At 73.1% G+C, this 25,451-nt stretch carries 17 protein-coding genes; 2 read left to right on the top strand and 15 right to left on the bottom strand.

Annotation, left to right across the window (positions count from 1 at the left end; all coding sequences use genetic code 11):
* Positions 1 to 7: 7 nt before the first annotated feature.
* From pcrA to ABH925_RS16520, 3 genes are all read right to left on the bottom strand, one after another.
* Positions 8 to 2,704, bottom strand: coding sequence for a DNA helicase PcrA (pcrA, locus tag ABH925_RS16530; protein ID WP_370148572.1), 2,697 nt, complete (start codon positions 2,702 to 2,704; stop codon positions 8 to 10).
* Between the two features lie 88 nt (positions 2,705 to 2,792).
* The gene (locus ABH925_RS16525; protein WP_370148570.1) at positions 2,793 to 3,587 is read right to left on the bottom strand and encodes a LuxR C-terminal-related transcriptional regulator; all 795 of its coding nucleotides are present in this window, start codon (positions 3,585 to 3,587) and stop codon (positions 2,793 to 2,795) included.
* A complete protein-coding gene (locus tag ABH925_RS16520) occupies positions 3,584 to 4,942 on the bottom strand; it encodes a PspC domain-containing protein (RefSeq protein WP_370148624.1) in 1,359 nt (452 codons plus the stop codon). The genes ABH925_RS16525 and ABH925_RS16520 overlap by 4 nt, the downstream gene beginning before the upstream one ends.
* A gap of 286 nt (positions 4,943 to 5,228) precedes the next feature.
* On the opposite strand from ABH925_RS16520, the gene ABH925_RS16515 reads away from it, so the two are divergent.
* A complete protein-coding gene (locus tag ABH925_RS16515; RefSeq protein WP_370148567.1) occupies positions 5,229 to 6,695 on the top strand; it encodes a PspC domain-containing protein in 1,467 nt (488 codons plus the stop codon).
* Positions 6,692 to 6,919 carry a hypothetical protein gene (locus ABH925_RS16510; protein WP_370148565.1) on the top strand — a complete coding sequence of 76 codons (228 nt, stop codon included), beginning with the start codon at positions 6,692 to 6,694 and terminating at the stop codon, positions 6,917 to 6,919. The genes ABH925_RS16515 and ABH925_RS16510 overlap by 4 nt, the downstream gene beginning before the upstream one ends.
* Here ABH925_RS16510 and ABH925_RS16505 read toward each other — a convergent pair.
* The 12 genes from ABH925_RS16505 to ABH925_RS16450 form a co-directional block, all read right to left on the bottom strand.
* Positions 6,859 to 7,416, bottom strand: coding sequence for a DoxX family protein (locus ABH925_RS16505; protein WP_370148563.1), 558 nt, complete (start codon positions 7,414 to 7,416; stop codon positions 6,859 to 6,861). The genes ABH925_RS16510 and ABH925_RS16505 overlap by 61 nt on opposite strands.
* 128 nt (positions 7,417 to 7,544) lie before the next feature.
* The gene (locus ABH925_RS16500; RefSeq protein ID WP_370148561.1) at positions 7,545 to 8,336 is read right to left on the bottom strand and encodes a class II aldolase/adducin family protein; all 792 of its coding nucleotides are present in this window, start codon (positions 8,334 to 8,336) and stop codon (positions 7,545 to 7,547) included.
* A 177-nt stretch (positions 8,337 to 8,513) separates the two neighbouring features.
* Positions 8,514 to 10,118, bottom strand: coding sequence for a glutamine-hydrolyzing GMP synthase (gene guaA, locus ABH925_RS16495; RefSeq protein WP_370148559.1), 1,605 nt, complete (start codon positions 10,116 to 10,118; stop codon positions 8,514 to 8,516).
* Positions 10,119 to 10,261: 143 nt separating this feature from the next.
* Positions 10,262 to 10,567: a chorismate mutase gene (locus ABH925_RS16490; protein ID WP_370148557.1), complete on the bottom strand. Its 306-nt coding sequence runs from the start codon at positions 10,565 to 10,567 to the stop codon at positions 10,262 to 10,264.
* A gap of 1,254 nt (positions 10,568 to 11,821) precedes the next feature.
* The gene (locus tag ABH925_RS16485; RefSeq protein ID WP_370148556.1) at positions 11,822 to 13,678 is read right to left on the bottom strand and encodes a GMC family oxidoreductase N-terminal domain-containing protein; all 1,857 of its coding nucleotides are present in this window, start codon (positions 13,676 to 13,678) and stop codon (positions 11,822 to 11,824) included.
* A 62-nt stretch (positions 13,679 to 13,740) separates the two neighbouring features.
* The gene (locus ABH925_RS16480; protein WP_370148554.1) at positions 13,741 to 15,360 is read right to left on the bottom strand and encodes a succinic semialdehyde dehydrogenase; all 1,620 of its coding nucleotides are present in this window, start codon (positions 15,358 to 15,360) and stop codon (positions 13,741 to 13,743) included.
* Between the two features lie 93 nt (positions 15,361 to 15,453).
* A complete protein-coding gene (locus ABH925_RS16475) occupies positions 15,454 to 16,833 on the bottom strand; it encodes an NAD(P)/FAD-dependent oxidoreductase (RefSeq protein ID WP_370148552.1) in 1,380 nt (459 codons plus the stop codon).
* Positions 16,834 to 16,967: 134 nt separating this feature from the next.
* Positions 16,968 to 18,857: a serine/threonine-protein kinase gene (locus ABH925_RS16470; protein ID WP_370148550.1), complete on the bottom strand. Its 1,890-nt coding sequence runs from the start codon at positions 18,855 to 18,857 to the stop codon at positions 16,968 to 16,970.
* A 151-nt stretch (positions 18,858 to 19,008) separates the two neighbouring features.
* Positions 19,009 to 20,316: a hypothetical protein gene (locus ABH925_RS16465; RefSeq protein WP_370148549.1), complete on the bottom strand. Its 1,308-nt coding sequence runs from the start codon at positions 20,314 to 20,316 to the stop codon at positions 19,009 to 19,011.
* A gap of 46 nt (positions 20,317 to 20,362) precedes the next feature.
* Entirely contained in the window at positions 20,363 to 22,345 is a 1,983-nt protein-coding gene (locus ABH925_RS16460; protein WP_370148547.1) for a serine/threonine-protein kinase, read from the bottom strand.
* 52 nt (positions 22,346 to 22,397) lie between these two features.
* Positions 22,398 to 24,107 carry a glycerol-3-phosphate dehydrogenase/oxidase gene (locus ABH925_RS16455; protein WP_370148545.1) on the bottom strand — a complete coding sequence of 570 codons (1,710 nt, stop codon included), beginning with the start codon at positions 24,105 to 24,107 and terminating at the stop codon, positions 22,398 to 22,400.
* Positions 24,108 to 24,277: 170 nt separating this feature from the next.
* Complete coding sequence (locus ABH925_RS16450; protein ID WP_370148622.1) at positions 24,278 to 25,405, bottom strand: GuaB3 family IMP dehydrogenase-related protein; 1,128 nt, start codon at positions 25,403 to 25,405, stop codon at positions 24,278 to 24,280.
* Positions 25,406 to 25,451: the final 46 nt, after the last annotated feature.

Below are 25,451 nucleotides of genomic sequence, written 5' to 3'. Positions count from 1 at the left end.
TGCCGCGCTACAGCTTCTCGACCGGGGCGTAGCGCAGCAGCAGTTGCTTGGTCCCCTCGGCGCCGAAGTCGATCGTCGCCTTGGCGTCGTCGGCCGGACCGGCCACCGCGACCACGGTGCCCAGGCCGAAGCGGTCGTGGGTGACCCGGTCGCCGACCGCCAGCGAGACCACGTTGCGTTCCTTCATCCGGCCCGCGCTCTTGCCCCAGCCCGCCGGCGCGGTGCGCTTGCCGGCACCTGCGGCGCCACCCGAACCGAAGCCGCCGCTCGAACCGAAGCCGCCACGGGAGCCGCCGCCGGTCCCCCGGCTTCCCGGCGAGGCCGCCGCGGCCGAGCGCTTCTCGTGCACCAGCGTCGGCGGGATCTCCTCCAGGAAGCGGGAGGCCGGGTTGTAGGAGGGCTGGCCCCAGGCGCTGCGCAGCACCGCCCGGGACAGGTAGAGCCGCTCCCGGGCCCGGGTCACCCCGACATAGGCGAGCCGGCGCTCCTCCTCCAGTTCCTTGGGCTGGCCCAGCGCCCGCAGGTGCGGGAAGACGCCGTCCTCCATGCCGGTGAGGAACACCACCGGGAACTCCAGGCCCTTGGCCGTGTGCAGCGTCATCAGCGTGATGACGCCCCTGCTCTCACCTTCGGCGGCGTCATCCGGGCTTCCTTCCGATGTCCCGTACTGCTGCGCATCCGGGATCTGATCCGAGTCGGCGACCAGCGCCACCCGCTCCAGGAAGCCCGCGAGCCCGACCGCGACCGGCTCGCCGTCCGGTCCCGTCCCGGCGGCACCGTCGGCTTCGGCGTCGGCCTGCCGTACGGCCTCCTCCTGCTCGAACTCCAGCGCCACGGCCGCGAGCTCCTGCAGGTTCTCCACCCGGGTCTCGTCCTGCGGGTCGGTGGAGGCCTGCAACTCCGCGAGGTACCCGGTCTCGGCCAGCACCGCCTCCAGGATCGCCGCGGGGCCAGCGCCCGACTCCACGATCCCGCGCAGCTTCTCCAGCAGTTCGTTGAACCGCTTCACCGCATTGAGCGAGCGCGCGGCCATCCCGTACGCCTCGTCCGCGCGCCGTAGCGCCGCCGCGAAGGAGATCCGCTCGCGCTGCGCCAGCGCGTCGACCATGGCCTCGGCGCGGTCGCCGATGCCGCGCTTGGGTACGTTGAGGATCCGCCGCAACGGCACGGTGTCCTCGGGGTTGGCCAGCACCCGCAGGTACGCCAGCACGTCCCTGACCTCCCGGCGCTCGTAGAAGCGCACCCCGCCGACCACCTTGTACGGCAGGCCGACCCGGATGAACACCTCCTCGAACACCCGGGACTGGGCGTTGGTCCGGTAGAACACGGCGACGTCACCGGGCCGGGCATGGCCCGCGTCGGTGAGCCGGTCGACCTCGTCCGCGACGAACTGCGCCTCGCCGTGCTCGTCGTCGGCGACGAAGGCGACGATCCGCTCGCCGTCGGCGCCGGCCGTCCACAGGTTCTTGGCGCGGCGGTTGGTGTTGCGCTCGATCACCGAGTTGGCGGCGGTCAGGATGGTCTGGGTGGAGCGGTAGTTCTGCTCCAGCAGGATTGTGGTCGCGCTCGGGTAGTCCTCCTCGAAGTCGAGGATGTTGCGGATCGTCGCGCCCCGGAAGGCGTAGATCGACTGGTCCGCGTCACCGACCACGCAGAGTTCGGCGGGCGGCACCGAGGCCAGTCCGGCCGCCGCCGGGTTGACGAACTCGCCGTCCACGGTCTTCTTCGGCGCGGACCCGGCCGCACCCCCGCTCAGCTCCCTGACCAGCATGTACTGCGCGTGGTTGGTGTCCTGGTACTCGTCCACCAGGATGTGCCGGAAGCGCCTGCGGTAGTGCTCGGCGACGTCCGGGAACGCCTGCAGCAGATGCACCGTGGTCATGATGATGTCGTCGAAGTCCAGCGCGTTGGCCTCGCGCAGCCGCCGCTGGTAGAGCGTGTAGGCCTCGGCCAGCTTGCGCTCCATCGGGTTGGCGGCCTGGCCGGCGTAGGTCTCCTCGTCGACGAGCTCGTTCTTGAGGTTGGAGATCTTCGAGGTGAACGACTTCGGCGGGAACTGCTTGGGGTCCAGATCCAGATCGCGGCAGCAGAGCGCCATCAGCCGCTGCGAGTCGGCCGAGTCGTAGATCGAGAAGCTGGAGGTGAAACCGAGCCGCTTGCTCTCCCGCCGCAGGATCCGCACGCAGGCGCTGTGGAAGGTGGACACCCACATCGCCTTGGCGCGCGGCCCCACCAGCTGCTCGACGCGCTCCCGCATCTCCCCGGCGGCCTTGTTGGTGAAGGTGATCGCCAGGATCTCCCCCGGCTGCACCCCCCGCGCGGCCAGCAGGTACGCGATCCGGTGGGTCAGCACCCGGGTCTTGCCCGACCCGGCACCGGCCACGATGAGCAGCGGCGACCCGACGTGCACCACGGCCTCGCGCTGCTCCGGGTTCATCCCGTCCAGCAGCACCGCGGGGTCCGCGACCGGCCTCGGCGCGCCGTCGCGGTAGTACCCCTCACGCTCCGGCGGCGGCCCGTCGAAGCGCCCGGCGAACAGGTCGGCCGGCAGCTCCTCCTCGTACGGGGCGTCGTCGTGACCGTACTCGTGGGGGGCGTCGTGAGGACCGTCGAAGCCGCCGTGGGCGTAGGCGTCACCCGCCGGGGGCTCCGCGACGGGGCCGTCCAGACCGGGCAGGGGAATGTCATCAAAGAGGCTGCTCATCGCCACCGAGTCTAGGCCGCCCCACCGACACGATTGCCCGGAACCGGAGAGACCGCCGCCCGCCGCGGGCGGAGGTGCCGGTCGGCCGCTAGACCAGGCGCCGCGCCGTGGCCCAGCGGGTCAGCTCGTGACGGTTGCTCAGCTGCAGTTTCCGCAGCACCGCCGAGACATGGCTCTCCACGGTCTTCACCGAGATGAACAGCTGCTTGGCGATCTCCTTGTAGGCGTACCCGCGCGCGATCAGCCGCAGCACCTCCCGCTCGCGCTGGGTGAGCCGGTCCAGGTCCTCGTCGACCGGCGGGGTGTCCGTGGCCGCGAAGGCATCCAGGACGAAGCCGGCCAGCCGCGGCGAGAACACCGCGTCGCCGTCGGCGACCCGGAAGATCGCGTCGACCAAGTCGGCGCCGGTGATGGTCTTGGTGACGTAACCGCGGGCACCCCCGCGGATCACCCCGATGACGTCCTCGGCCGCGTCGGACACCGACAGCGCCAGGAACCGCACCGCCCCCGCGCCCTCGGCCGAGGACGCCGGAGCAGTGCCGCCGGGCATCAGCCCGGCGCAGCGCCGCAGCACCTCGACCCCGCCGCCGCCGGGCAGGTGCACGTCCAGCAGCACCACGTCCGGGCGGGTCGCGGTGACCACCGCGACGGCCTGCTCCACGTCCGCCGCCTCGCCGACCACGTCCACGCCGGTGCGCTCGGTCTGCCCGATCTCGGCGCGCACCCCGGTCCGGAACATCCGGTGGTCGTCGACCAGCACCACCCGTGCCCGCCGCGACACCGCCGGCACCTCCGCCGCCGCGCGCTGCGCCGCCGCGCCTTCCGCCGACTCGTTCCCCGCCGGCACGTTCTCAGCCGGCACAGTCTCCCCGCCCGTCGTCATCCGCTCGCCCTCTCCATCTCCAGTTCGACCTCGGTGCCTCCGGCCGGAGCCGGGCGTACCCTCGCGTGCCCGCCGTGCCGCTCCATCCGGCCGATGATCGACCCCCGGACGCCCATCCGGTCCTCGGGAACCGAATCCAGGTCGAATCCGGGGCCCCGATCACGGACGAACACCCAGACGGTGTTCCCCTCGACCTCGGCGTACACCGAGACGGGCTCGCCGCCACCGTACTTGGCCGCGTTGACCAGCGCCTCCCTTGCGGCCTGCAACTGTGCCGCGAGCCGGTCGTCCATCGGGCAGTCGCCGACGCAGATGACCTCCACCGGCACCCCGTGCAGGTCCTCGACCTCGGCCGCGACCGCGCGCACGCACTCGGCCAGGGTGTCCGGCTGCTCCTCGGCCGCATCCCGGCCGCTCGGGCGGTAGAGCCACTGCCGCAGGTCGCGTTCCTGCGCGCGGGCCAGCCGGGAGACCTCCTTGGGGTCGTCGGCGTGCTTGAGGATCAGCGTCAGGGTGTGCAGCACCGAGTCGTGGATGTGCGCGGCCACCTCGGCCCGCTCCTGGGCCCGGATCCGCTCGCCGCGCTCGGTGCCCAGGTCCTGCCAGAGCCGGAGCAGGTACGGACCGGCCAGCAGCAGCAGGCCGGCGAACACCGCGAGCACCGCCTGCGCGACCTTGGCCAGGTCGGACAGCGACCCCGAGACGTAGAGGAAGCCGATCACTCCGGCGCCGACCAGGAGTATCCCGGCCGCGAGCCGCATCACCGCGTTGCCGCGCTTGCTCTCGCCGAGCGAGAACCACCGGGCCCAGCGCGCGTCGTCGGCCTGCCGCCAGACCAGCGCGACGCCCAGACCGGTCACCACTATCGGCCAGACGTACGGCGAGGTGGCCTGCTTGGTCACCGTGTCCAGGAACACCAGCAGCCCCGCGACCAGCGCGATCAGGGCGATCAGCGGCCCGCGGTCCTCGGCGTCCGCGGAGCGCGGACGGCGCTCGCCGGGCGCAGCTTCTCCGAAGCCGGGGCCGCCGGAGCCGGGGCCACCCGCCGGGGTCTCGCCCTGGATGGTCTGCTGCAGCGCGTGCCGGAAGCCGCGCCAGCCGCGCGGCTTCTTCTCCAGCGAGTACGGGCCCACCCCGCCCTGCTGCCAGGGCGCCGCCGGCACGTCGCCGGCCCGCAGGCCCATCGGCACGGCGAACCAGAACGCGGCGTAGAGCAGTGCGCCCAGGCCGTTCCCGAGCAGCAGCAGCACGAACGCGGCCCGCACCCAGATCGTCGCGATGCCCAGATGCGCGGCCAGCCCGTTGGCCACCCCGCCGAGCATCCGGCCGTCCGGGATCCGGTACAGCTTGCGCACCGGCGTGCCGCCCGCAGCGCCGGCACCGCCCGGACCGGTATGCCCGGCAGGGCCGGCGGGCCCGGCGGGTGGCGGCGGGGCCGGCGCGGGAGCCGGTGCCGGGGCGGGATCGGTGCTGAAGTCGGTGGACACACCCCGATCGTCACATGTCCGGGGTACGCCGGGCATCAGGGTCTGCCAGGAACCTGCCCGCGGCTGTGTCAGGGTTGTGCCAGGGGTTGATGTCAGGGTCGGACCAGGGAGATGACGGATGGGCGCGACGCCACCGTGGCCGGAGGATGGTGGCATGACCGCAGACGCGCCCCCACCCCCACCCCGGACCACCGGCACCGGCACCGGCGGCGACCGGCCGACCCGCGCGACCCGGCCCCCGCTGGAGCGCAGCCGGGACCGCAGGGTCGTCGCCGGGGTCTGTGCCGGCCTCGGCCGGCACACCGACATCGACCCGGTCGTGTTCCGGGTGGTGATCGCGGTGCTCTGCCTCTCCGGCGGGGTGGGGCTGTTCATCTACGGCCTGGCCTGGCTGGTCATGCCGGTCGCCGAGACCGGCCGCAACGAGCTGCAGCGGCTGCTCTCCGGGCGGGTCGACAGCCAGTCCCTGGGGGCGGTGCTGGTGACCGTGCTGGGCACCGGGATCTTCTTCACCTACATGGGCGACAGCGGACACATCTTCCCGCTGCTGCTGATCGCCCTGCTGGCGTTCGCCGCGCTCCGCTACGACCCGGACCGGCACACCGCGCGCCGCACCCAGTACGCGGCGGCGGCCCCGCCGGCCCCCTCCGCCGAGACCCCGCCGCCGGGCGTTCCGGCGGGTGGTCCGGGACTGCCCGCCGACGCCACCGGCGGCTGGCTGCGCCGCGCCGCGCCGCCCGTCGACGCGCCCCCGGCCCAGGCCTCGGCCCCGGTGCCGGCACCCGCGCCGGCCTGGTGGCAGCGCCCGGATCCGCTGCTCAAGCCCGAGCGCCCGGCCGACCCCGACGACGAGTCGGACGCCGGCGAGTCCGACGGCGGCACGGAGTCCGCCGCGCCGGCCGATGCGACACCGTTCGGCTCGACAGCATTCGACGGAGCGCTTTTCGGCGGAACGCCGCCCCCGGCTCCGCCGGTCTGGTCGGCGCCCCCGCAGCCGCCGGCCCGGCGCCGACGGGACCGCTCCGTCCTGGGCTCGGTGTTCTTCTTCCTGGCCATGATCGCCGGTGGCGTGGTCTGGGCGGTCGCCGAGAAGCAGCACCACGGCGTCAACCTGCTGGCGCTGGTCGCCGTCCCGCTGCTCGTGCTCGGCGTCGGCCTGATGATCGGCGCGTTCTGGGGGCGCACCCGCAGCCTGGTGGTGTGGGCGACCCTGCTCACCCTCGCCGCAGCGGCCCTCGGCGCCAGCCCGGTCCGGCTGAGCACCCGCTCGCAGACCGTCACCTGGGCGCCGGCCAGCGTGGCCGCGCTGCAGCCCTCGTACAGCCTGAACGCGGGCCAGGCCACCCTGGACCTGAGCCGGCTCGCCCTCGCCCCGGGGCAGACCGTCAGCACCCGGGTCCAGCTGGGCGTGGGGCAGTTGCGGGTGATCCTGCCGCTGCCCCCGGCGGACCGGATCCGCGCCCACGCCGGTGTGGGCGACGTACGACTGCCCGCGGAGCACAGCAGCGGCGGCCTCGGCGTGGACAGCACCATGCTGGTCAACGGCGCCGCGGCGGCCACGTCAGGAACGATCGACCTCGACCTCAACGTCGGGGCCGGAGAGGTCAGGGTCAACCGGTGAAGCGCCATCAGCTCGATCTGTTCTCGCTGGTCGCGGGGGTGTCCTTCGTGGCCGTCGCCGTGTTCTACCTGTTCGACTCGATCGGCCGGCTCCACGTCGACGCCCGGCTGGTGGTCCCGCTGCTGCTGATCGCCCTGGGCGTGGGCGGGCTGGCCGGCGCGCTCTACCGGATGGCGCGCGGCTCGGCCGCGTCGGAGCCCCCGGACTCGGCCTCCGACCGCTGAGCGGCGACCGGCCCCGCGCCGCGCCGCCGGGACGCCAGCCACCCGTCCAGGGACAGGTACGGCGTCCCGGCCAGGATCAGCGGGATCCACGCCATCAGGTAGATCAGGTCGTTGCCCAGGTAGTACGGGGACACCTGCCAGCTGACGGTCAGGAAGAAGCTCAGGTTCAGCAGCGCCCCGCCGAGCGCGGCCACCCGCCCGAACAGTCCGCTCAGGATGCCCAGCCCGACCGCGAGTTCGCCGATGGCGACGGCCAGGGCGAAGCCGGTCGGCGCCTTCAGCGCCAGGTTCAGCAGCGGCTCGATCGGGCTGACGCCCTTGACCGCCTGGGTGGTCGCCGCGAACGACACCGGGTCGGCGAGCCCGCCCAGGTAGTGCGGGTCGGTGAGCTTGTCCAGGCCCGCGTAGACGAACGTGACGCCCAGGAAGACCCGGAGCGGCAGCAACGCGTACCGCTGCGCCAGCGCCCGCACTCCGGACGTCGTCTGCTCCACCATGACCCGCACCTTCCGCCGACCGCCGCGGCAGCCCTCCGCTGCCACCCCTGCCGTCCTGTTACTACGCAGGCTGCCGCACAAAGGTTCGCCGTACAACGGGACGGCCGGGCGCGGTCAGTCGGGCGCGGTCAGGCGAAAGCGCCGTCGAGGGCGTCGGCGTGGCCGGCCACCAGCGGCTGGTAGTTGATCCAGGCGACCAGGTCGTTGCCGAGCTGGTCCCGGGTCACCACCGCGTTGTCGTGGTCGATCAGCACCGGCTTGCCGGCCGCCTTGGCCATCAGCTGCACCTGGCAGGACCGCTCCATGGTGATGAACCACCAGGCGGCCGCGTCCACCGAGTCGCCCACGGTCAGCAGCCCGTGGTTCCGCAGGATCACCGCCTTGTGGCCGCCCAGCGCCGCGGCGATCCGGCGGCCCTCCTCCTGGTCCAGCACCACGCCGGTGTAGTCGTCGAACAGGGCGTGGCTCTCGTAGAAGGCGCAGACGTCCTGGGTCAGCGGTTCCAGCAGTTCGCCCAGCGAGGACAGCGTCTTGCCGTAGACGGAGTGGCTGTGTGCGGCCGCGACGACGTCCGGGCGGGCCGCGTGGACCTGCGAGTGGATCGCGAACGCGGCGGCGTTGACGTGGTGCCGGCCCTGGACGACCTGGCCCTCGTGGTTGACCAGGATCAGGTCGCTGACGGTGATCTGCTTGAAGGACATCCCGAACGGGTTCACCCAGAAGTGGTCGGTCCACTCGGGGTCGCGCGCGGTGATGTGCCCGGCGACGCCCTCCTCGAAGCCGAACTTCCCGAACAGCCGGAGCGCGACGACCAGCCGCTCCTTCCGGTGCTTCCGCTCCTCCTCGACCGACTCGAACGTCGTGGGCAGCGCGAACTGCAGCTGGTCCATGGGGACGGGCGCGGGCGGAGGATTCGTCATCTCGGCTCTCCAGGAAGCGGCGGGTGTCGTTCCCTGGAAGCTACCTCCGAGTACGGTCGTTGACCAGAGCAACCAGGCTCCGCCCGGACGGCACCGCGGGCGGACACGACGCGGGGCGCGGGGCTCATCAGCCCCGCGCCCCGCGCCCTTCGACAGTTGCCGTTCAGCGGCCGTCGGCTACTCCCACTCGATGGTGCCCGGCGGCTTGCTGGTGACGTCCAGCACGACCCGGTTGACGTCCGGGACCTCGTTGGTGATCCGCGTCGAGATCTTCGCCAGCACCTCGTAGGGGACGCGGGACCAGTCGGCCGTCATGGCGTCCTCGGAGGAGACCGGGCGCAGCACGATGGGGTGGCCGTAGGTGCGGCCGTCGCCCTGGACACCGACGCTGCGGACGTCCGCGAGCAGCACCACCGGGCACTGCCAGATGGACCGGTCCAGGCCGGCCGCGGTCAGCTCCTCACGGGCGATGGCGTCGGCCTCGCGAAGCAGGTCGAGCCGCTCCTTGGTGACCTCGCCGACGATGCGGATGCCCAGACCGGGGCCGGGGAAGGGCTGCCGCTGGACGATCTCCTCGGGCAGGCCGAGCTCCGCGCCGACCATCCGGACCTCGTCCTTGAACAGCTTGCGCAGCGGCTCGACCAGCTGGAACTGCAGGTCCTCCGGGAGGCCGCCGACGTTGTGGTGCGACTTGATGTTGGCGGTGCCGGTGCCGCCGCCGGACTCGACCACGTCCGGGTACAGGGTGCCCTGGACCAGGAACTCTACCGGCTCACCGGCCGCGCCGGCCTCGGCGACGATCTCGGCCTGGGCCTGCTCGAAGACCCGGATGAACTCCCGGCCGATGATCTTCCGCTTCTCCTCCGGGTCGCTCACCCCGGCCAGCGCGGAGAGGAAGCGCTCCTCCGCGTCGACGACCTTCAGCTGCACGCCGGTGGCCGCGACGAAGTCCTTCTCGACCTGCTCCGTCTCGCCCTTGCGCATCAGCCCGTGGTCGACGTAGACGCAGGTCAGCTGGTTGCCGATGGCCTTCTGCACCAGCGCGGCGGCCACCGCCGAGTCAACCCCGCCGGAGAGCCCGCAGATCGCGCGCTTGGTGCCGACCTGGGCGCGGATCAGCTCGATCTGCTCGTCGACCACGTTGATGGTGGTCCACGAGGGGGCGATCCCGGCACCGCGGTAGAGGAAGTGCTCCAGGATCTGCTGGCCGTGCGTGGTGTGCATCACCTCGGGGTGGTACTGCACGCCGTAGAGCTTCCGGGCGTCGTCCTCGAAGGCGGCGACCGGAACCACGTCGGTCGAGGCGGTGACGGTGAACCCGGCCGGCGCGGCCGAGCAGGCGTCGCCGTGCGACATCCACACGGACTGCTCGACGGGGGTGCCCTCGAAGAGGGTGGAGCCCGGCTTGGAGACGACCAGCGGCGTGCGGCCGTACTCACGCGCCCCGCTGTTGTCGACGGTGCCGCCCAGGGCGACGGACATCAGCTGGAAGCCGTAGCACATGCCGAAGACCGGTACCCCGGCCTCGAACAGGCTGCGGTCGAGCGTGGGCGCGTTCTCGGCGTAGACCGAGGACGGACCGCCGGAGAGGATGATCGCGCTGGGGTTCTTGGCGAGCATCTCGTCCACCGGCATGCTGGACGGAACGATCTCGCTGTAGACCCGGGCCTCACGGACCCGGCGAGCGATGAGCTGGGCGTACTGGGCGCCGAAGTCGACGACGAGGACGGCGCCTTTCGACTCCGGAGTCGTCGACTGGTGGTCGGGGGACGCTGATGCCACAGGGCGGCCTTCCGGCGGTGCGATGGGGGTCGGACCCCCATCGTACCGGCCGACCAGCCACTACCCCTCCTCGGTGGACCGCCCGTGCCGGGTGGCACGCCCCCCGAACGGCCGGCGGAACGGCCCTCCGGCGTGGGGGCCGTTCAGGCGCGTCCCCGGCACAGCTCCAGAAGCTGCAGGGCGACCTCGGTGCCCTGGGGGCCGAGGGCCGCGCGGTAGCGGGAGAGGATCTCCATCTCCCGGGAGAGGGCCAGCCGGGGGCCGCCGGACGCGATCCGGGCCTGCTGGACCTCGGCCGAGACCCCCATCCGCTCCTGGATCAGCGCCAGGATCCGGCCGTCCAGGGCGTCGATCCGCTCCCGCGCGCCGGCGATGACCTGCTGCGCCTCGGCGGCGGTGAGCGCGGGGGCGGTGGGGGCGGTGGTGACAGTGGTGGTGGTGCTGGTCATGGTGATCGTCTCCTCGAAGGGTGGTGGCGCTTCGGGCCGACGGCACCGGGGAGACGACAGGCGCCCCGGGCCAGATGGCCCGGGGCGCCTGTGCGAAGTCTGTCTGTACTGGATCAGACGGCATCACCATGGCGACCGGAGCCTCCGGTGCCATAGCTAAAGACGAATGCCGTGATGAACATGGGCCCCATGGTAGCGGCATCACCCGTTCGCCATGGACCAACCCGCGTGACCACCCGTCAGGAGAATCGTTGTCCCTCGTGACCGTACCGGGTTCACGTCTCCGCCAGGGACGTGCTCCCAGCCCCCGTCCGGGGGACGTGTGCGGCAGCAGGACCACGCGTGGAGTGTCACCGCAGTCCGCCGGCGCGATGAGACGCGCCCCCTCGGGGGCCCGTCGTGGGACCTCGCGTCGACGCTGTGACCGGTCAGCAGGGGACAGCGGCCCGGTCGCGACTGAGAGACGGGGCGGTCGGCGCCGGGGACGCCCGGACCGGCCGCCCCTGATCTCACCCCGAACGCCCCGCTCCGGCCGCCGAACGCCCCACCCCGGCCCACCCCGGCTTCGAACAGCCCCGCACCACCCCGCGCCCGCGTCGCGGTTCGCGCACCGCGGCTCACTCCTGGCGGCGCACCGCTCTCGGCTCACGCCCCCACGACTCTGCCCCGACTCCCTCGCGGAGCGTGACCGGCTACCCTGCGCCACTCCGCACCCCCCTCCATACATCCATTCGCAAAAAACGACTATGCCGATGTCTGCCGAATTGGTTGCGTAGGAGGGGTTCCATCCCCCACGATGCTGGTGAGGGGGTGGACCATCGGCATCCGGACGATCAGTCAATTGCCGGCCCTGCCAGGCTGAATCCCTTCGGTGGTGAGCCCGACGCCGTCACTCGGCGTGACTGATCCACGCCAGAGGACAGCCGACCCGGCTGGCCGTTCGCTGCGAGCGGCGCACTGTCCCGGCGTGCGCCCCAAACGTTCCACCGCTGCCCCGCCGTTGATTCAGCCCAACAGACCAACCGACTGACGGCACCCTCCCCCGGTGCCGTTCCGGCGGCACCGGCGTAGCCCTGACGCCGATGCCGCAGACAGAGGGCCCCGTCTTCCCCCGCGGGGCCCTCCGTCATTGCCCCGCCAATGACGCCGCCCGCGGCGACGGTTGATCCGTCGGCGCGGGCGGGTTCTGATCGGAGAACTTACTGGCCCCGGCAGGGCCTCGGTGCTCGTTCGATCAAATGTGACCCAGATCGCTCACTCCGCCTCGGCGGCCGCCTCAACCGCGGCCTCAGCAGCGTCCTCAACTGCCGCCGGGGCAGCCTTCGGCGGCACGACCGGGATCGCCAGCAGCGGCAGCCGCAGCTCGCCGTACGCCCCGGCGGGCACCGTCGGGTGCAGCGGCGCGACGGGGGCCACCGGCCGGTACGCCTCGCCCTGCGCCGGACGCGGGTCCTCCTCGCCCTTGTTGGGCCACATCGACATGGCCCGCTCCGCCTGCGCCGTGATCGTCAGCGAGGGGTTCACACCCAGGTTGGCCGAGACCGTCGACCCGTCCGCGATGCTGATCCCCGGGTAGCCGAAGAGCCGCTGGTACGGGTCGATCACGCCGCGTTCGGGCGAGTCCCCGATCACGCAGCCGCCGAGGAAGTGCGCGGTCAGGGTGCGGCCGAGCAGGTCGCTGACGCCGCTGCCGGCATAGCCGTTGATCTCCCCGGCCACCGCCCGCGCGGACTCCTCCGCCGCCGGGATCCACTTGGGGTTGGGCGCGCCGTGGCCCTGACGCGAGGTCAGCTGACCCTTGCCCGGACCGCTCTTCTTCCGCGACACGATGATGGAGTTGTCCAGCGACTGCATCACCAGGCCGATGATGACCCGCTCCGACCAGCGGTGCTTGTTCATCGCCTGCACCAGCAGATGCGGCCTGGTCGCCGCGATCTTCGCGAAGCGCAGCAGCGGCACCTTGCTGCCGCCCGGCACCTGCATGATCGACATCAGGCTCATCGCGTTGGAGCCCTTGCCGTAGCGCACCGGCTCGATGTGGGTGTGCTCGTCCGGGTGCACCGACGAGGTGATCGCCACGCCCTGGGTGAAGTCGACCCGCTTGCCGTAGCGCTTGTCCGTGGTCATCGACCCGACCAGGGCCTCCGAGTTGGTCCGGGTCAGCTCGCCCAGCTTCGCCGAGATCCGCGGCAGGTGGCCGTCGTCACGCATCTCGTGCAGCAGCTTCTGGGTGCTGTAGGTCCCCGCCGAGACGACCACCTTGGGGGCACGGATGGTCCGGAAGCCGTTCTTCGCCGGGTTCTTGGACCGCGAGTCGGTGGCGCGTACGTCCACCGCGTAGCCGTCGCCGTCCTCGCGGATCCGGGTGACCGTGGTCATCGGCAGGATCTGCGCGCCGTTCTTCTCGGCCAGGTAGAGGTAGTTCTCGGTGAGGGTGTTCTTGGCCCCGTGCCGGCAGCCGGTCATGCACTCGCCGCACTCGGTGCAGGACTTGCGGCGCGGCCCCTCGCCGCCGAAGTACGGGTCCTCGACCGAGGTCCCCGGAGCAACCTTCGCGCCCTCGCCGCCGACGTCGTTCCCGTCGCCGAAGAACACGCCGACCGGCGCCAGGTGGAAGGTGTCGCCGTAGCCGAGCTTGTCGGCCGCGTCCCGCAGGTGCACGTCCGAGGGGGTGACGGTGGGGTTGGTGCGCACCCCCAGCATCCGCTGCGCCTGGTCGTAGAACGGGGCGAGCTCGGCCGACCAGTCGGTGATGTCCTTCCACTGCGGGTCTTGGAAGAACGCCTTCGGCGGCACGTAGAGGGTGTTGGCGTAGTTGAGCGAACCGCCGCCGACGCCGGCCCCGCCGAGCACCATCACGTCCTTGAGCACGTGGAAGCGCTGGATGCCGTACAGGCCGAGCGGCGGCGCCCACAGGTAGTTCTTGTGGTCCCAGGAGTTCTTCGGCAGCGTCTCCGGGGTGAAGCGGCGCCCGGCCTCCAGCACCGCGACCCGGTAGCCCTTCTCGGTCAGCCGCAGCGCGGAGACCGACCCGCCGAAGCCCGAGCCGACGATGACCACGTCGTAGTCAAAGCCGGGCTCGGCCGCGGCACCCTCTTCACTCGCCTTCAACGCTGCTCCGTAAGGTTCGGCCGGCCCGGGAGGACCGGTGCGGAATCGATCGGCGGCAACGGCTACTTGAGCCGCAGCGCCTTCATCGCGCCCAGCGCGCGGGTGAGCAGCTTGGCGTAGCCCTCGTCGTCCATCCCGAACGACGGCGCCATGCTGAGCACCCGCTGCACCGCGATGGTCTGCGGCTCGGTGTACTTGAGCAGGCCCTCGGAGCCGTGGCGGCGGCCGATGCCCGAGTCGCCCATCCCACCCATCGGCGCGGCGACACTGGCGTACGCGGGGGCGTAGCCCTCGTTGACGTTGACCGTGCCGGAGTGCAGCCGGGCGGCGACCGCCGCGCCGTGCCGGGTACTGCCGCTCCAGACACTGGAGTTGAGCCCGTACGGGGTGCCGTTGGCGCGGTCGACCGCCTCGTCCTCGCCGTCGAAGCGGTAGATCGAGACGACCGGGCCGAAGGTCTCCTCGGTGCACACCGCGCTGTCCTCGGTGACCCCGTCCAGAATGGTCGGCTCGAAGAACAGCGGGCCGACGTCGGGCCGCGGCTTCCCGCCGGCCACCACCCTGGCGCCGTTCTTGACGGCCTCCTCGACATGCCGGGTCACCGTCTCCAGCTGCCGCGGCGCGACCAGCGAGCCCATGTCGGCGCCCCAGGCCAGGGTGTTGCCCAGGCGCATCGCCCGGGTGCGGGCGGCGAACTTCTCCAGGAAGGCGTCGGCGACCGGGCGCGCGACGTAGAGCCGCTCGATCGAGATGCAGAGCTGTCCGGCGGAGGAGAAGCAGGCGCGGACCGCGCCCTCGGCGGCCTTGTCCAGGTCCGCGTCGGCCAGCACGATCATCGCGTTCTTGCCGCCGAGCTCCATCGACGCGCCGATCAGCCGGGCCGCCGCGCGCTGGGCGACGTCCCGTCCGGTGCGGGTGGAGCCGGTGAAGGAGACGTAGTCGGCGTGCGCCACCACCTCGGGGCCGACCACCGGCCCCTCGCCGATGACGATCTGCCACAGCTCGGCCGGAAGCCCGGCCTCGACCAGCAGCTCACGGGCCCGCAGCGCGGTCAGCGCGGTCTGCGAGTCGGGCTTGGTGACCACGGCGTTCCCGGCCACGAAGGCCGGCAGCGCGTCGCCGACGAACAGCGCCAGCGGGTAGTTCCACGGCGAGATCTGCCCGATCACGCCCTTCGGCTGACGGACCTCGTGCACCTGGGTGAGGACGGGGAAGGCCCCGCCCCGGCGCCGCGGCTTCAGGTAGCCGGCCGCGGCCCGCCCGTAGTGGCGCGCCTCCACGGCGGCGGCGGTGACCTCCTCGAAGGCATGCGCCCGGGTCTTGCCGGTCTCCACCTGCACCAGGTCGAGCAGTTCGGCCTGCGCGCCGAACAGCAGGTCGTGGAACCGCAGCAGCACCGCCGCGCGCTCCCGCACCGGCCGCGCGGCCCAGGCCCGCTGCGCGCCCCGGGCGGTCTCGAAGGCCCGCGCCACGTCCTCGGGCGAGGACTCGGGCAGCTCCGCCAGCGTCTCCCCGGTGAACGGGCAGATGCTGCGGGTCAGCGTGGGCTGCTCGCCGGTGGTGATCCCCCGCACAAGCCGGGCGACCAGCTCCGCGGTCACGGCGTCCGCCGCGGTCCGGGAACCGGGCGCCGCCACAGGGTTGCGCTCGCCGATGACCTTGTCAGTGCTGGTGTCCGTCATGACGTGCAGCGTAGGCCGTTCCGGCCCGCTTGGGTACCCATCGGTAACAAGAAAATATCTGTCACCGAGCAATCGCCTCCGAAGGCCCCTCGTTCACAGCTCCCGCAGGGCGTCTCCGACGGCGCGGTGGAAGGTGGGGTAGGCCCAGATGGTGGCCCCGAGGTCGGCCAGCGGGAGGCGGGCCTGGACGGCGAGGGTGAGCAGGCCGAGGATCTCGCCGCCGGTCGGGCCGGCCGCGGTGGCGCCGACCAGGACGCCGTCGGCGGCAACGAGCTTGACGAAGCCGTCGTGGCCCGGACCGTGGACGAAGCCGCGGCTGCTGGTCGCCAGATCGGTGCTGCCGGTCCGTACCGCCAGGCCCTGGGCCCGGGCCTGAGCCTCGGTCAGGCCCACGGCGCCGATCTCCGGGTCGGTGAAGGTCACCCGGGGCACCGCGTGGTACTCGGCCGGACGGCCGCCCAGCCCCAGCAACGCCCGGACCGCGACATCGGCCTGATACATCGCCATGTGCGTGAAGGCGCCCTTGCCGGTGACGTCGCCGACCGCCCACACTCCCGGCGCGCCGAGCACTCGCAGCCGATCGTCCACCGGAAGCGCCCGCGCCTCGTCGGGCACCCCCAGCGCCGCCGCGCCCAGCCGGTTCAGGTCGATGCGACGGCCCGCGGAGACCAGCAGCCGCTCCGCGCTGAAGCGCTCGCCGCGACGGCACTGCGCGGTGAACCGCTCCCCGTCGTAGCCGATCCCGACCAGCTCCGCCCCGGTGTGGATGGACAGGCCCTCGGTGGTCAGCACCCGCATCAGCAGGTCGGCGGCCTCCGGCTCCTCCCGCCCGAGCAGCCGCGACTGCGCCTCGATCACGGTGACCGCACAGCCCAGCCGCTGCAGCGCCTGCCCCAGCTCCAGCCCCACCGCGCCGCCGCCCAGTACCAGCAGCGACTCGGGCAGTTCCGGGGCCTCGATCAGCTCCCGGTTGGTCCAGTACGGCGTCCCGGCCAGCCCCGGCACCGGCGGGGCGCTCGGCTGCGACCCGGTCGCGAGTACCACCGCGGCCCTCGGGCGCAGCAGCGTCTCGCTGGCGTCGGGACCGGCCACGGTCACCTCGCTGGGGCCGGTCAGCCGCCCGGTGCCGCGCAGGAAACGGCCGCCGCGGGTGGTGAAGCGGTCCACCGCGACCTTGTCGTCCCACTCGTCGGTGGCCTCCCTGAGCCGGCGCGCGACCGGCCGCCAGTCGCTGTGCACCCGGCTGATCCCCGCGCTGCCGGGGATCCGGTGCGCCTCGCTGACCAGGTTCCCGGCCCGCACGATGATCTTGGAAGGAATGCAGCCCCAGTACGGGCACTCCCCACCGACCAGGCGCTCGTCCACTCCGACCACGTCCCACCCGGCGTCGGCGAGCCGGCCTGCCACTTCCTCCCCGGCGGGGCCCATTCCGATGACGACGGCATCCGGTGCGAGAACTGCGGGGGCAACCATGATCGGCTCCCAGCGTTGTGGGTGGAGGCCTGTGTCGTTCCACCGTACTCGGCGGGCTGCCCGGCGTCCTGTGGTCGGCGGGACCGGCGCCGGGGATGATGCCGACGACCGTCGCCGACGGGCGCGCCGGACCGTCAGGGCGTGCTGAAACCGTTGACGATGTCCAGGAAGCGCTGGTAGCCGGTCTGCCAGTCGGACTGGGGGTAGTCGACCAGGATGTCGTACTCGGTCCCCTTGTCGTCCTTGAACAACTGCTCCATGGCGTGGTGCGGTACCCCGTCCGCCTTGCGGACGAAGGTGTACTCCCAGCGCGCGCCGACGAATCCGTCGAGCTGGTCCGGCTCCATGCTCTGCAGCTGGTAGCTGGCGTCGAAGGAGATGACGCTCTTCTCCATCTCCTTGGCGTGCTCCAACGGGGTGATCCCCTGGCCGGCGGTCACCGCGAAGCGCAGCAGGTGTCTCCCGCTGTCCGGGCTGTAGTCGATGGCGCCCAGGCTGGTGTGGGCGATGTTGACCCAGGTGAAGCCCGGCGTCGGATTCGGCAGCGGGAAGGTGAAGCCGGCCGGGTCGTGCTGCGCCGAGTAGCCGGTCGGGATGGTACGGCTGTAGCCGCCCTGCGTGGTGCCGTTCGGGGTGGCCGACGCGGACGGCGCGGACGTCAGGGAATGCTGGGCCGGACCGGCCGACCCCGTCGAGTGCCGCCGGCTGAGCTCGTACGCGGCGCCGCCCCCGGCCAGGGCGGCGAGCAGCGCGGCGACCGTCAGCCAGGGCCAGAGTCTGCGCCGCGACCCGCCCGGCGCGGGCCGCTGACCGGCGCCGCCGGAGCCCGGCGGCGGGCCGGGGTGGCGGTACTCGTGCTCGACGAAGGTGGGACGGATCGGCTCGGACTTCACCGTCGGCGCGTGCGCGTGCTCCGCCGGCCGCCCGTCCCCGCGCTCGGCGGCCGGAGCGGCGGTGTTCCGCACCGTGCGGGCCTCCCAGCGCTTCCGGCCGCGACCGCCGTCGCGGCCGCTCCCGCCGTCCGCGTCGCGCTGGTCCGGCTCGCTGCGGTCGACCACCGGCACCGCCTCGGTGGGGCTGCGCAGCGTGCTCGGCGGAACGCTGATGTTCGTGGTCTCGCCGGCCGCGACCCGCTCCAGCATCCGGATCGCCTCGGGCGCGGACGGCCGTTCGGCCGGGTCCTTGGACATCAGCGCATGCAGCACCGGCGCCAGCGCGCCCGCGTTGCGCGGCTCCGGCAGCGGGTCGGCGACCACCGCCGCGAGCGTCGTCAGCGGCGACTCGCGGCGGAACGGCGACTGGCCCTCCACCGCCGCGTACAGGGTCGCGCCCAGGCCCCACAGGTCCGACTCCGGCCCCGGACGGGAGCCGTGCACCCGCTCGGGGGCGAGGTAGTCGGGCGATCCGATCAGGTCGCCGGTACGGGTGAGCGCGGAGTCGCCCTCGAAGGTGGCGATACCGAAATCGGTCAGGACGACCCGTCCGCTGCCGCGCTCCAGCAGCACGTTCGCCGGTTTGACGTCGCGGTGGATGACCCCGGCCAGATGGCCCCGGTGCAGCGCCGCGAGCACCTGCGCGCCGATCCCGGCCGCCTCACGCGGGTTCAGGGTGCCTTCCTGCTCGACCAGTTCGGCCAGCGAGCGGCCGTCGATCAGCTCCATCACGATCCACGGCTTGCCGTCCTGCTCCAGCACGTCGTGGATGGTGATCACGCCGGGGTGCTTGATCCGCGCGGCGGCGCGGGCCTCCTGCTTCATCCGGGACTGGACGATCGCCAGGTCCTCCTCGGCCAGATGCCCGACCGAGAGTTCCTTCACCGCGACCTCGCGGTCCAGCATCTGGTCCTGGGCCCGCCACACGGTGCCCATGCCGCCCCGGCCGAGCCGCGCGCCCAGCAGGTAGCGCCCCGCCAGCATCCGCGGCGCCTGGGCGTCCACCTGCGTCGCCGGTCCCCGCGCGCCCGCGCCCGGACCGGCTCCCTCACCCCGAGCCGAACCCACCGGCTGCTCCTCGTCCGTACCCACGTGCTCCCCCTCGCCTACGCCTGCCGTGGAGACCCGCGGCTGTGGCAGGAACCCGGACCGCACGATAAAACACCCTGGTTTGCAGCACAGCCTATGCACTGCCCCGGCGCACCGGAACCGGAGGGCCGCTCACGTGACCGGGCTGTGATCCTCAGTGCGATCCCGGGCCGGCCGTGAGCACCGCGACGACCAGCGCCAACACCACTGCCAGCAGCACTCCGCCGACCAGCAGCGGCCCGGACGAACGTCCGCGCCACAGCCGGCCGCGGCGCGGCGCGGCGTGGTGGTGCGGGAAGTCCGGGTGCTCCAGCAGCTCCCCGCGGCGGCGCTGGGCCGGCAGCAGCGCGGCGACCGCGAGCACCTCGTCCTGCTCGATCGGCTCCGGCGCGCGGTGCAGCAACGCCCGTACCCCGGCCGCGATCTCGGGCAGTCCGGGGCGCTCGGCCGGATCGGACCGCAGCAGCCGTCCGACCAGCGGGGCCAGCGGACCGCAACCCGTCGTGTCCGGCGCCGCCCCGACCGCCCGCACAGCGGCGAACAGCGCCTCGGTGTCCGTCTGCGGGAACGGCGGAGCGCCCGTCAGCACCCGGTACAGCAGCACCCCCAGGGCCCAGCTGTCCACGGCCGGGCCGACGGGCGGACCGGCCGCCGCGAGACCGCCCCCGGGGATGTCCGACGCCGGACCGGCGGCCCGGCCGGCGGCGGCGTCGACCGCTCCGCCCTCGCCCGGACCCAGCTGCTCGGGCGCCCACCGCTCCGGCACCGGGCCGACGATGACCGCACGGGCGTCCCTGGCCCGGATCCGCGCCGGGGACCACGGCCCGGCCGGCGTCTCCGCGCCCGGTCGCTCGGCCCCCGGCCCCCCGCACAGCGCCTCCTGGGCGACCCCGGCGACCAGCCCGCCCAGCAGCGCCGTCCCGTCCTCACAGACCATCACCGTGTCGGCGGTGACGTTGCCGTGCACCAGGCCGCCCGCGTGCACCGCGCCGAGCGCCGCGACCAGGTCGTGCACCACCTCGGCCGCCCGGTACGGGGACAGCGGCCCGTGCTCCAGCAGCGCGGCCAGCGAGATCCCCGGCAGGGCCTCACCGGCCACCCACAGGTAGCCGTTCTCCTCGAAGACCTGGAACACCTGGCTCAGCCGGGGATGGTCCGGAACCCCGGCGGCCACATAGGCGGCCTGCCGCAGCGCCCGGCCGCTGGTCCCGTCGGTACGCGCCGCCGCCAGCTCCACCTGGTCGAACGGCTCGGCCGCGGCGACCACCAGCTCCGGCAGCGGCACCGCGTCGAGCTGTACCCCCGCGCCACTGCGCACGTCGGTACCGGACACGCCGGTACCCAGCGGACGCCCCGTCAGCCGGTAACGCTCCGCCAGCAGTCGGCCGCCGGCGGCGGGGACGCCGGGCGCGGGTCCGGCGGATCGCGCGCCTCTGCGCGGCGATCCCGTTGATCGGGCCACCCTGCCTCCCTTCCCCGTCGGCCCCAGCGTACGTCCCCGGGGACGATCAGCCCGCAGGCCGGAAGCTTGCGAGGAAGTGGCTGACCAGCTCCTGGTTCCTGGCACCGGCCCAGGTCGCGTCGGCGGCGGTCCAGTAGATCGCGTAGCCGTGCTGCGGGTCCGTCACGAAGCCCCGGTTCAGCGCGTGCTGGCGGCCGCTGCCGGAGTCGTAGGTCCACTCCCAGTCGGCGGCGTCCCAGCCCCGGTACGCGACGGTCGCCAGCGTCACCCGCCGGTACCCGGGGAAGGTGCCGGAGACCTGCTGCTCGCTCTGCCGCCAGGCGCCCACCGCGCTCGGGCCCGGGGTGCCGGTCCAGTCGATCTGCAGGGTGCCGTCCGGGCCCCGGTACTTCCAGCTGGAACTGCTCTGGCTGACCAGGACCAGCCCGGCCGGAACCTCGATCGTGGCCCCGCCCGGCCCCTGGACCACGTGGTACGCGCCCACCACCGAGCCCGCCCCCGACGCCGACGGCGCGGCGGATCCCGGCGCCGACGACGCCACCGGCCCCTGCGACGCGGAGCCGGACGACGGGCCCGAAGCCGAGCCCGAACGCGAAGCCGAAGCCGAAGCGGAAGCGGAAGCGGAAGCGGAGCCGGACGCCGAGGCCCGGCCCCCGGAGGTGCCGGAGTGGCCCGCACTCGCGGCCGACCCGCCCTGCGAGGCCAGCGCCAGCCACACCCCGGCACCCGCCACCAGCAGCACCAGCAGTACCGCCGCCAGCAGCACCCGGCTGCGCCGTCCCGGCGCCCGCTGCACCACCGGGACCGGCGCCCCCGCGCCCGCGCCCGCCCCGGACGACGGCAGCAGCGGCGGCACGGACGACGCCTGCGGCTGCGGCTGCGGCTGCGGCTGCGCCGTCGCCTCCGGGGCAGGCTTCGACGACTTCGGCGAGGCCTGCCGCACGGACGTCATCGCGACGATCTCCGCCGCCGCGCCCGCCGCACGCCCCGAGGCCGCCGACGGCGCCCCAGACCCCGCTTCCGCACCCGACCCGGACCCGGGCTCCCGCTCCGAGCCCAACGAAGCCGAGCCCGACGAACCCGAACCCGACGAACCCGATGGACCCCGACCCGGGGCCCGCTCCGCCCGATCCGTCCCCGGCTCCGCCCCGCGCTCGGGCTGTGCCCCCGGCTCCGGCTCCGCGTCCAGCTCGGCGAGCACCGCGCGCAGCATCCGTCGCGTAGTGGCCTCGTCGTAGCGGTCCTCCGGCTCCTTCCGCAGCAGCCCCTCGATCACCGGCCTCAGCGGCCCGGCGTTGGCCGGCGGCTCCAGGTCCTCCGTCATCACCGCCGTCAGCGTGGCCAGCGCCGAGCCCTTGTCGTACGGCGGACGCCCCTGCACCATCGCGTACAGCGTCGCGCCGAGCGACCACAGGTCGGCCGCGGCGCCGGGTATCCGGCCCCGGGCCCGTTCCGGTGAGATGTACGAGGGCGCGCCGACCAGCATCCCGGTGGAGGTCACCGAGGGGTCGCCCTCGACCCGGGCTATGCCGAAGTCGGTGAGCACCACCCGCCCGTCATGCCCGATCAGCACGTTGGACGGCTTGACGTCCCGGTGCAGGATGCCGGAGCGGTGCGCCTCGGCCAGCACGCCCAGCAGGTCCAGGCCGATCTCGGCGGCCCGTCGCGGCGGCAGCACCCCCTCCGCCCGGATGACCTCGCTCAGCGACCGGGACTCCACCAGCTCCATCACGATCCAGGGCCGGTCGTCCTCCTCGACCACGTCGAACACCGTGACCGCGGCGGTGTGCCGGATCCGGGCGATCGCCTTGGCCTCGGTGAGCGTACGGGCGACCCGCCGGCGCCGCTCGTCCTCGCTGACCCCGGCCTCGAAGCGCAGTTGCTTGACCGCGACGTCGCGGCCGAGCATCTCGTCCTTGGCCCGCCATACCGTGCCCATGCCGCCCTGGCCGAGAACCGAGCGGAGCCGGTAGCGCCCGGCGAGCAGCCGCTCCGTCAGATCCCGGTCACTGTCCAGGTCACTGGTCATGCTGATGACGTCCCCTCCGAACTGTGGTGCGAGCGCGCACCCCCATCGTCCCTTACCGCAGCGGGACGATGTCCTGTGCCCCCAGTCTCGCGGCGTCGGCGGTCAGGTCGTCCGGCTGCTGCTGCGACTCCCGCTCCGCCTCGACGCGCTTGCGGTAGTGCTCGACCTCGCGGTCCACCTGCCCCTTGTCCCACGCCAGTTCGGCGGACATCAGTTCCGCCGCCTCCCGCATCGACTCCGTTCCGCGATCGAAAGTCTCGATGGAGATCCGGGTCCGCCGCGCCAGCACGTCGTCCAGGTGCCGGGCGCCCTCGTAGCGCGCCGCATAGACCACCTCGGCCCGCAGGTAGTCCTCGGCGCCCGTCAGCGGGTCGGCCAGGGACGGGTCCTGGGCGATCAGCTCCAGCACCTCCTCGGCCATCGACCCGAAACGGTTGAGCAGGTGCTCGATCCGGGCCACGTGCAGCCCGCTGCGCCTGGCCAGCTCGGCCCGCCCGTTCCACAGCGCCTGGTAGCCCTCCGCGCCCGCCAGCGGCACCCGTTCGGTGCAACTGACCGGCACCCGCTGGTCCAGCCCGTGCACCACCTCGTCCACGGCGTCCCTGGCCATCACCCGGTAGGTGGTGTACTTGCCGCCGGCGACCACCACCAGGCCCGGCACCGCGTGCTGCACCACGTGCTCACGGCTGAGTCTGGACGTCGCCTCCGACTCCCCGGCCAGCAGCGGACGCAGGCCGGCGTAGACGCCCTCGACGTCCTCCCTGGTCAGCGGCACCGCCAGGACCGAGTTCACATGGTCGAGCAGGTACTCGATGTCGGCGCTGCTGGCCGCCGGGTGGTCCTTGTCCAGATTCCACTCGGTGTCCGTGGTGCCCACGATCCAGTGCCGCCCCCACGGGATGACGAAGAGCACGCTCTTCTCGGTCCGCAGGATCAGGCCGGTCGACGAGTGGATCCGGTCGCGCGGCACCACCAGATGGATGCCCTTCGAGGCCCGCACATGGAACTGCCCGCGCTCGCCCACCAGCGCCTGGGTCTCGTCGGTCCACACGCCGGTCGCGTTGACGACCTGCCGGGCGCGTACCTCGAACTCGCCGCCCTGCTCCAGGTCGTGCACCCGGGCGCCGACCACCCGCTCGCCCTCTCGCAGGAACCCGACCACCCGGGCCCGGTTCGCGGCGAACGCCCCGTACGAGGCGGCGGTGCGCACCAGCGTGGTGACGAAGCGCGCGTCGTCCATCTGCGCGTCGTAGTACTGCACCGCCCCGACCAGCGCGTCCTTCCGCAGGCAGGGGGCCTGCTGCAGGGCCTGACGCCGCGACAGGTGCCGGTGCACGGGCAGGCCCCGGCCATGGCCGCCGGCCACCGACATGGCGTCGTACAGCGCCACGCCCGACCCTACGTACGGGCGCTCCCAGCCCCGGTGCTGCAGCGGATACAGGAACGGCACCGGTTTCACCAGATGCGGCGCCAGCGTCTGCAGCAGCAGCCCGCGTTCCTTCAGCGCCTCCTTGACCAGCGCGAAGTCCAGCATCTCCAGATACCGCAGGCCACCGTGGATCAGTTTGCTGGACCGGCTCGACGTGCCCGACGCCCAGTCCCGCGCATCGACCAGACCGGTCGTCAGACCCCTGGTCGCGGCGTCCAGCGCGGTTCCGGCGCCGACCACCCCTCCGCCGACCACCAGCACGTCCAGTTCCCGCTCGGCCATCCGGGCGAGGGACTCCACCCTCTCGGTCGGCCCCAGTTTCGTGCTCCGCAAGGCTGCCTCCGCACATGGTTCTCTCCGGCTGAACCCTCGCCCCCAGTCTGCCGGGAATCCCCGCCGCCCGCTCAGCCACAACAAAGGGGCGCGAGGAACTGCGCTGCCAACCGTGCACCTCCGTGCACTACTGGCAGCGCCGTTCCCCGCGCCCCTGAGAAACAGAACCCTCAGCGGTGCGCAGCGGTGGGCGCGACGGTGACCTCGACCCGCTGGAACTCCTTGAGCTCGGAGTACCCCGTCGTGGCCATCGCCCGCCGCAGCGCCCCGAAGAGGTTCATGGTGCCGTCCGGCGTGTGCGACGGGCCGTGCAGGATCTCCTCCGTGCTACCGACCGTCCCAAGGTCCACCCGCTTGCCCCGCGGCAGCTCCTCGTGCACGGCCTCCATGCCCCAGTGGAAGCCCCTGCCCGGGGCGTCGTGGGCCCGCGCCAGCGCCGCGCCGATCATCACCGCGTCCGCGCCGCAGGCCACCGCCTTGGCCAGGTCGCCGCTGTAGCCGACCCCGCCGTCCGCGATGACGTGCACGTACCGGCCGCCGGACTCGTCCATGTAGTCGCGGCGGGCCGCCGCCACGTCGGCGACCGCGGTCGCCATCGGCACCTGGATGCCGAGCACGGTGCGGGTGGTGTGCGCCGCGCCGCCGCCGAAGCCGACCAGCACGCCGGCCGCGCCGGTCCGCATCAGGTGCAGCGCCGCGGTGTAGGTCGCGCAGCCGCCGACGATCACCGGGACGTCCAGCTCGTAGATGAACTGCTTGAGGTTCAGCGGCTCGGCCGCGCCGGAGACGTGCTCGGCGGAGACCGTGGTGCCCCGGATCACGAAGATGTCGACCCCGGCGTCCACGACCACCTTGGAGAACTCGGCGGTGCGCTGCGGCGACAGCGCGGCGGCGGTGACCACACCGGAGTCGCGGATCTCCTTGAGGCGCCGGCCGATCAGGTCGGCCTTGATCGGCTCGCGGTAGATCTCCTGGAGCCGGCGGGTCGCCACCGCCTCGTCCTTGACCTCGGTGATCTCCTGCAGCAGCGGGGTCGGGTCCTCGTACCGGGTCCACAGGCCTTCGAGGTTGAGGACGCCGAGGCCGCCGTGCCGGCCGAAGGCGATGGCCTGCTCCGGGGAGACCACGCTGTCCATCGGCGCGGCCAGGAATGGGAGCTCGAAGCGGTAGGCGTCGATCTGCCAGGCGATCGAGACCTCCTTCGGGTCCCGGGTCCGGCGGCTCGGTACGACGGCGATGTCGTCGAAGGCGTACGCCCGTCGGCCCCGCTTGCCCCGCCCGATCTCGATCTCGGTCACGTCCAGCCCTTCGCTCAACCTGTCACTGCTCCACTGCCGTGCACCA

It is taken from the genome of Streptacidiphilus sp. EB129, assembly GCF_041262645.1.
Lineage (GTDB): Bacteria > Actinomycetota > Actinomycetes > Streptomycetales > Streptomycetaceae > Streptacidiphilus.
This window is presented reverse-complemented; position numbering and strand designations above follow the sequence as displayed.

Coding starts and splice junctions, on each gene's coding strand:
- ABH925_RS16460 (WP_370148547.1), bottom strand. CDS start 22,345: ATGACCAGTGACCTGGACAGTGACCGGGATCTGACGGAGCGGCTGCTC.
- ABH925_RS16490 (WP_370148557.1), bottom strand. CDS start 10,567: ATGACCAGCACCACCACCACTGTCACCACCGCCCCCACCGCCCCCGCG.
- ABH925_RS16525 (WP_370148570.1), bottom strand. CDS start 3,587: ATGACGACGGGCGGGGAGACTGTGCCGGCTGAGAACGTGCCGGCGGGG.
- ABH925_RS16475 (WP_370148552.1), bottom strand. CDS start 16,833: ATGGTTGCCCCCGCAGTTCTCGCACCGGATGCCGTCGTCATCGGAATG.
- ABH925_RS16480 (WP_370148554.1), bottom strand. CDS start 15,360: ATGACGGACACCAGCACTGACAAGGTCATCGGCGAGCGCAACCCTGTG.
- ABH925_RS16515 (WP_370148567.1), top strand. CDS start 5,229: ATGACCGCAGACGCGCCCCCACCCCCACCCCGGACCACCGGCACCGGC.
- pcrA (WP_370148572.1), bottom strand. CDS start 2,704: ATGAGCAGCCTCTTTGATGACATTCCCCTGCCCGGTCTGGACGGCCCC.
- ABH925_RS16505 (WP_370148563.1), bottom strand. CDS start 7,416: ATGGTGGAGCAGACGACGTCCGGAGTGCGGGCGCTGGCGCAGCGGTAC.
- ABH925_RS16500 (WP_370148561.1), bottom strand. CDS start 8,336: ATGACGAATCCTCCGCCCGCGCCCGTCCCCATGGACCAGCTGCAGTTC.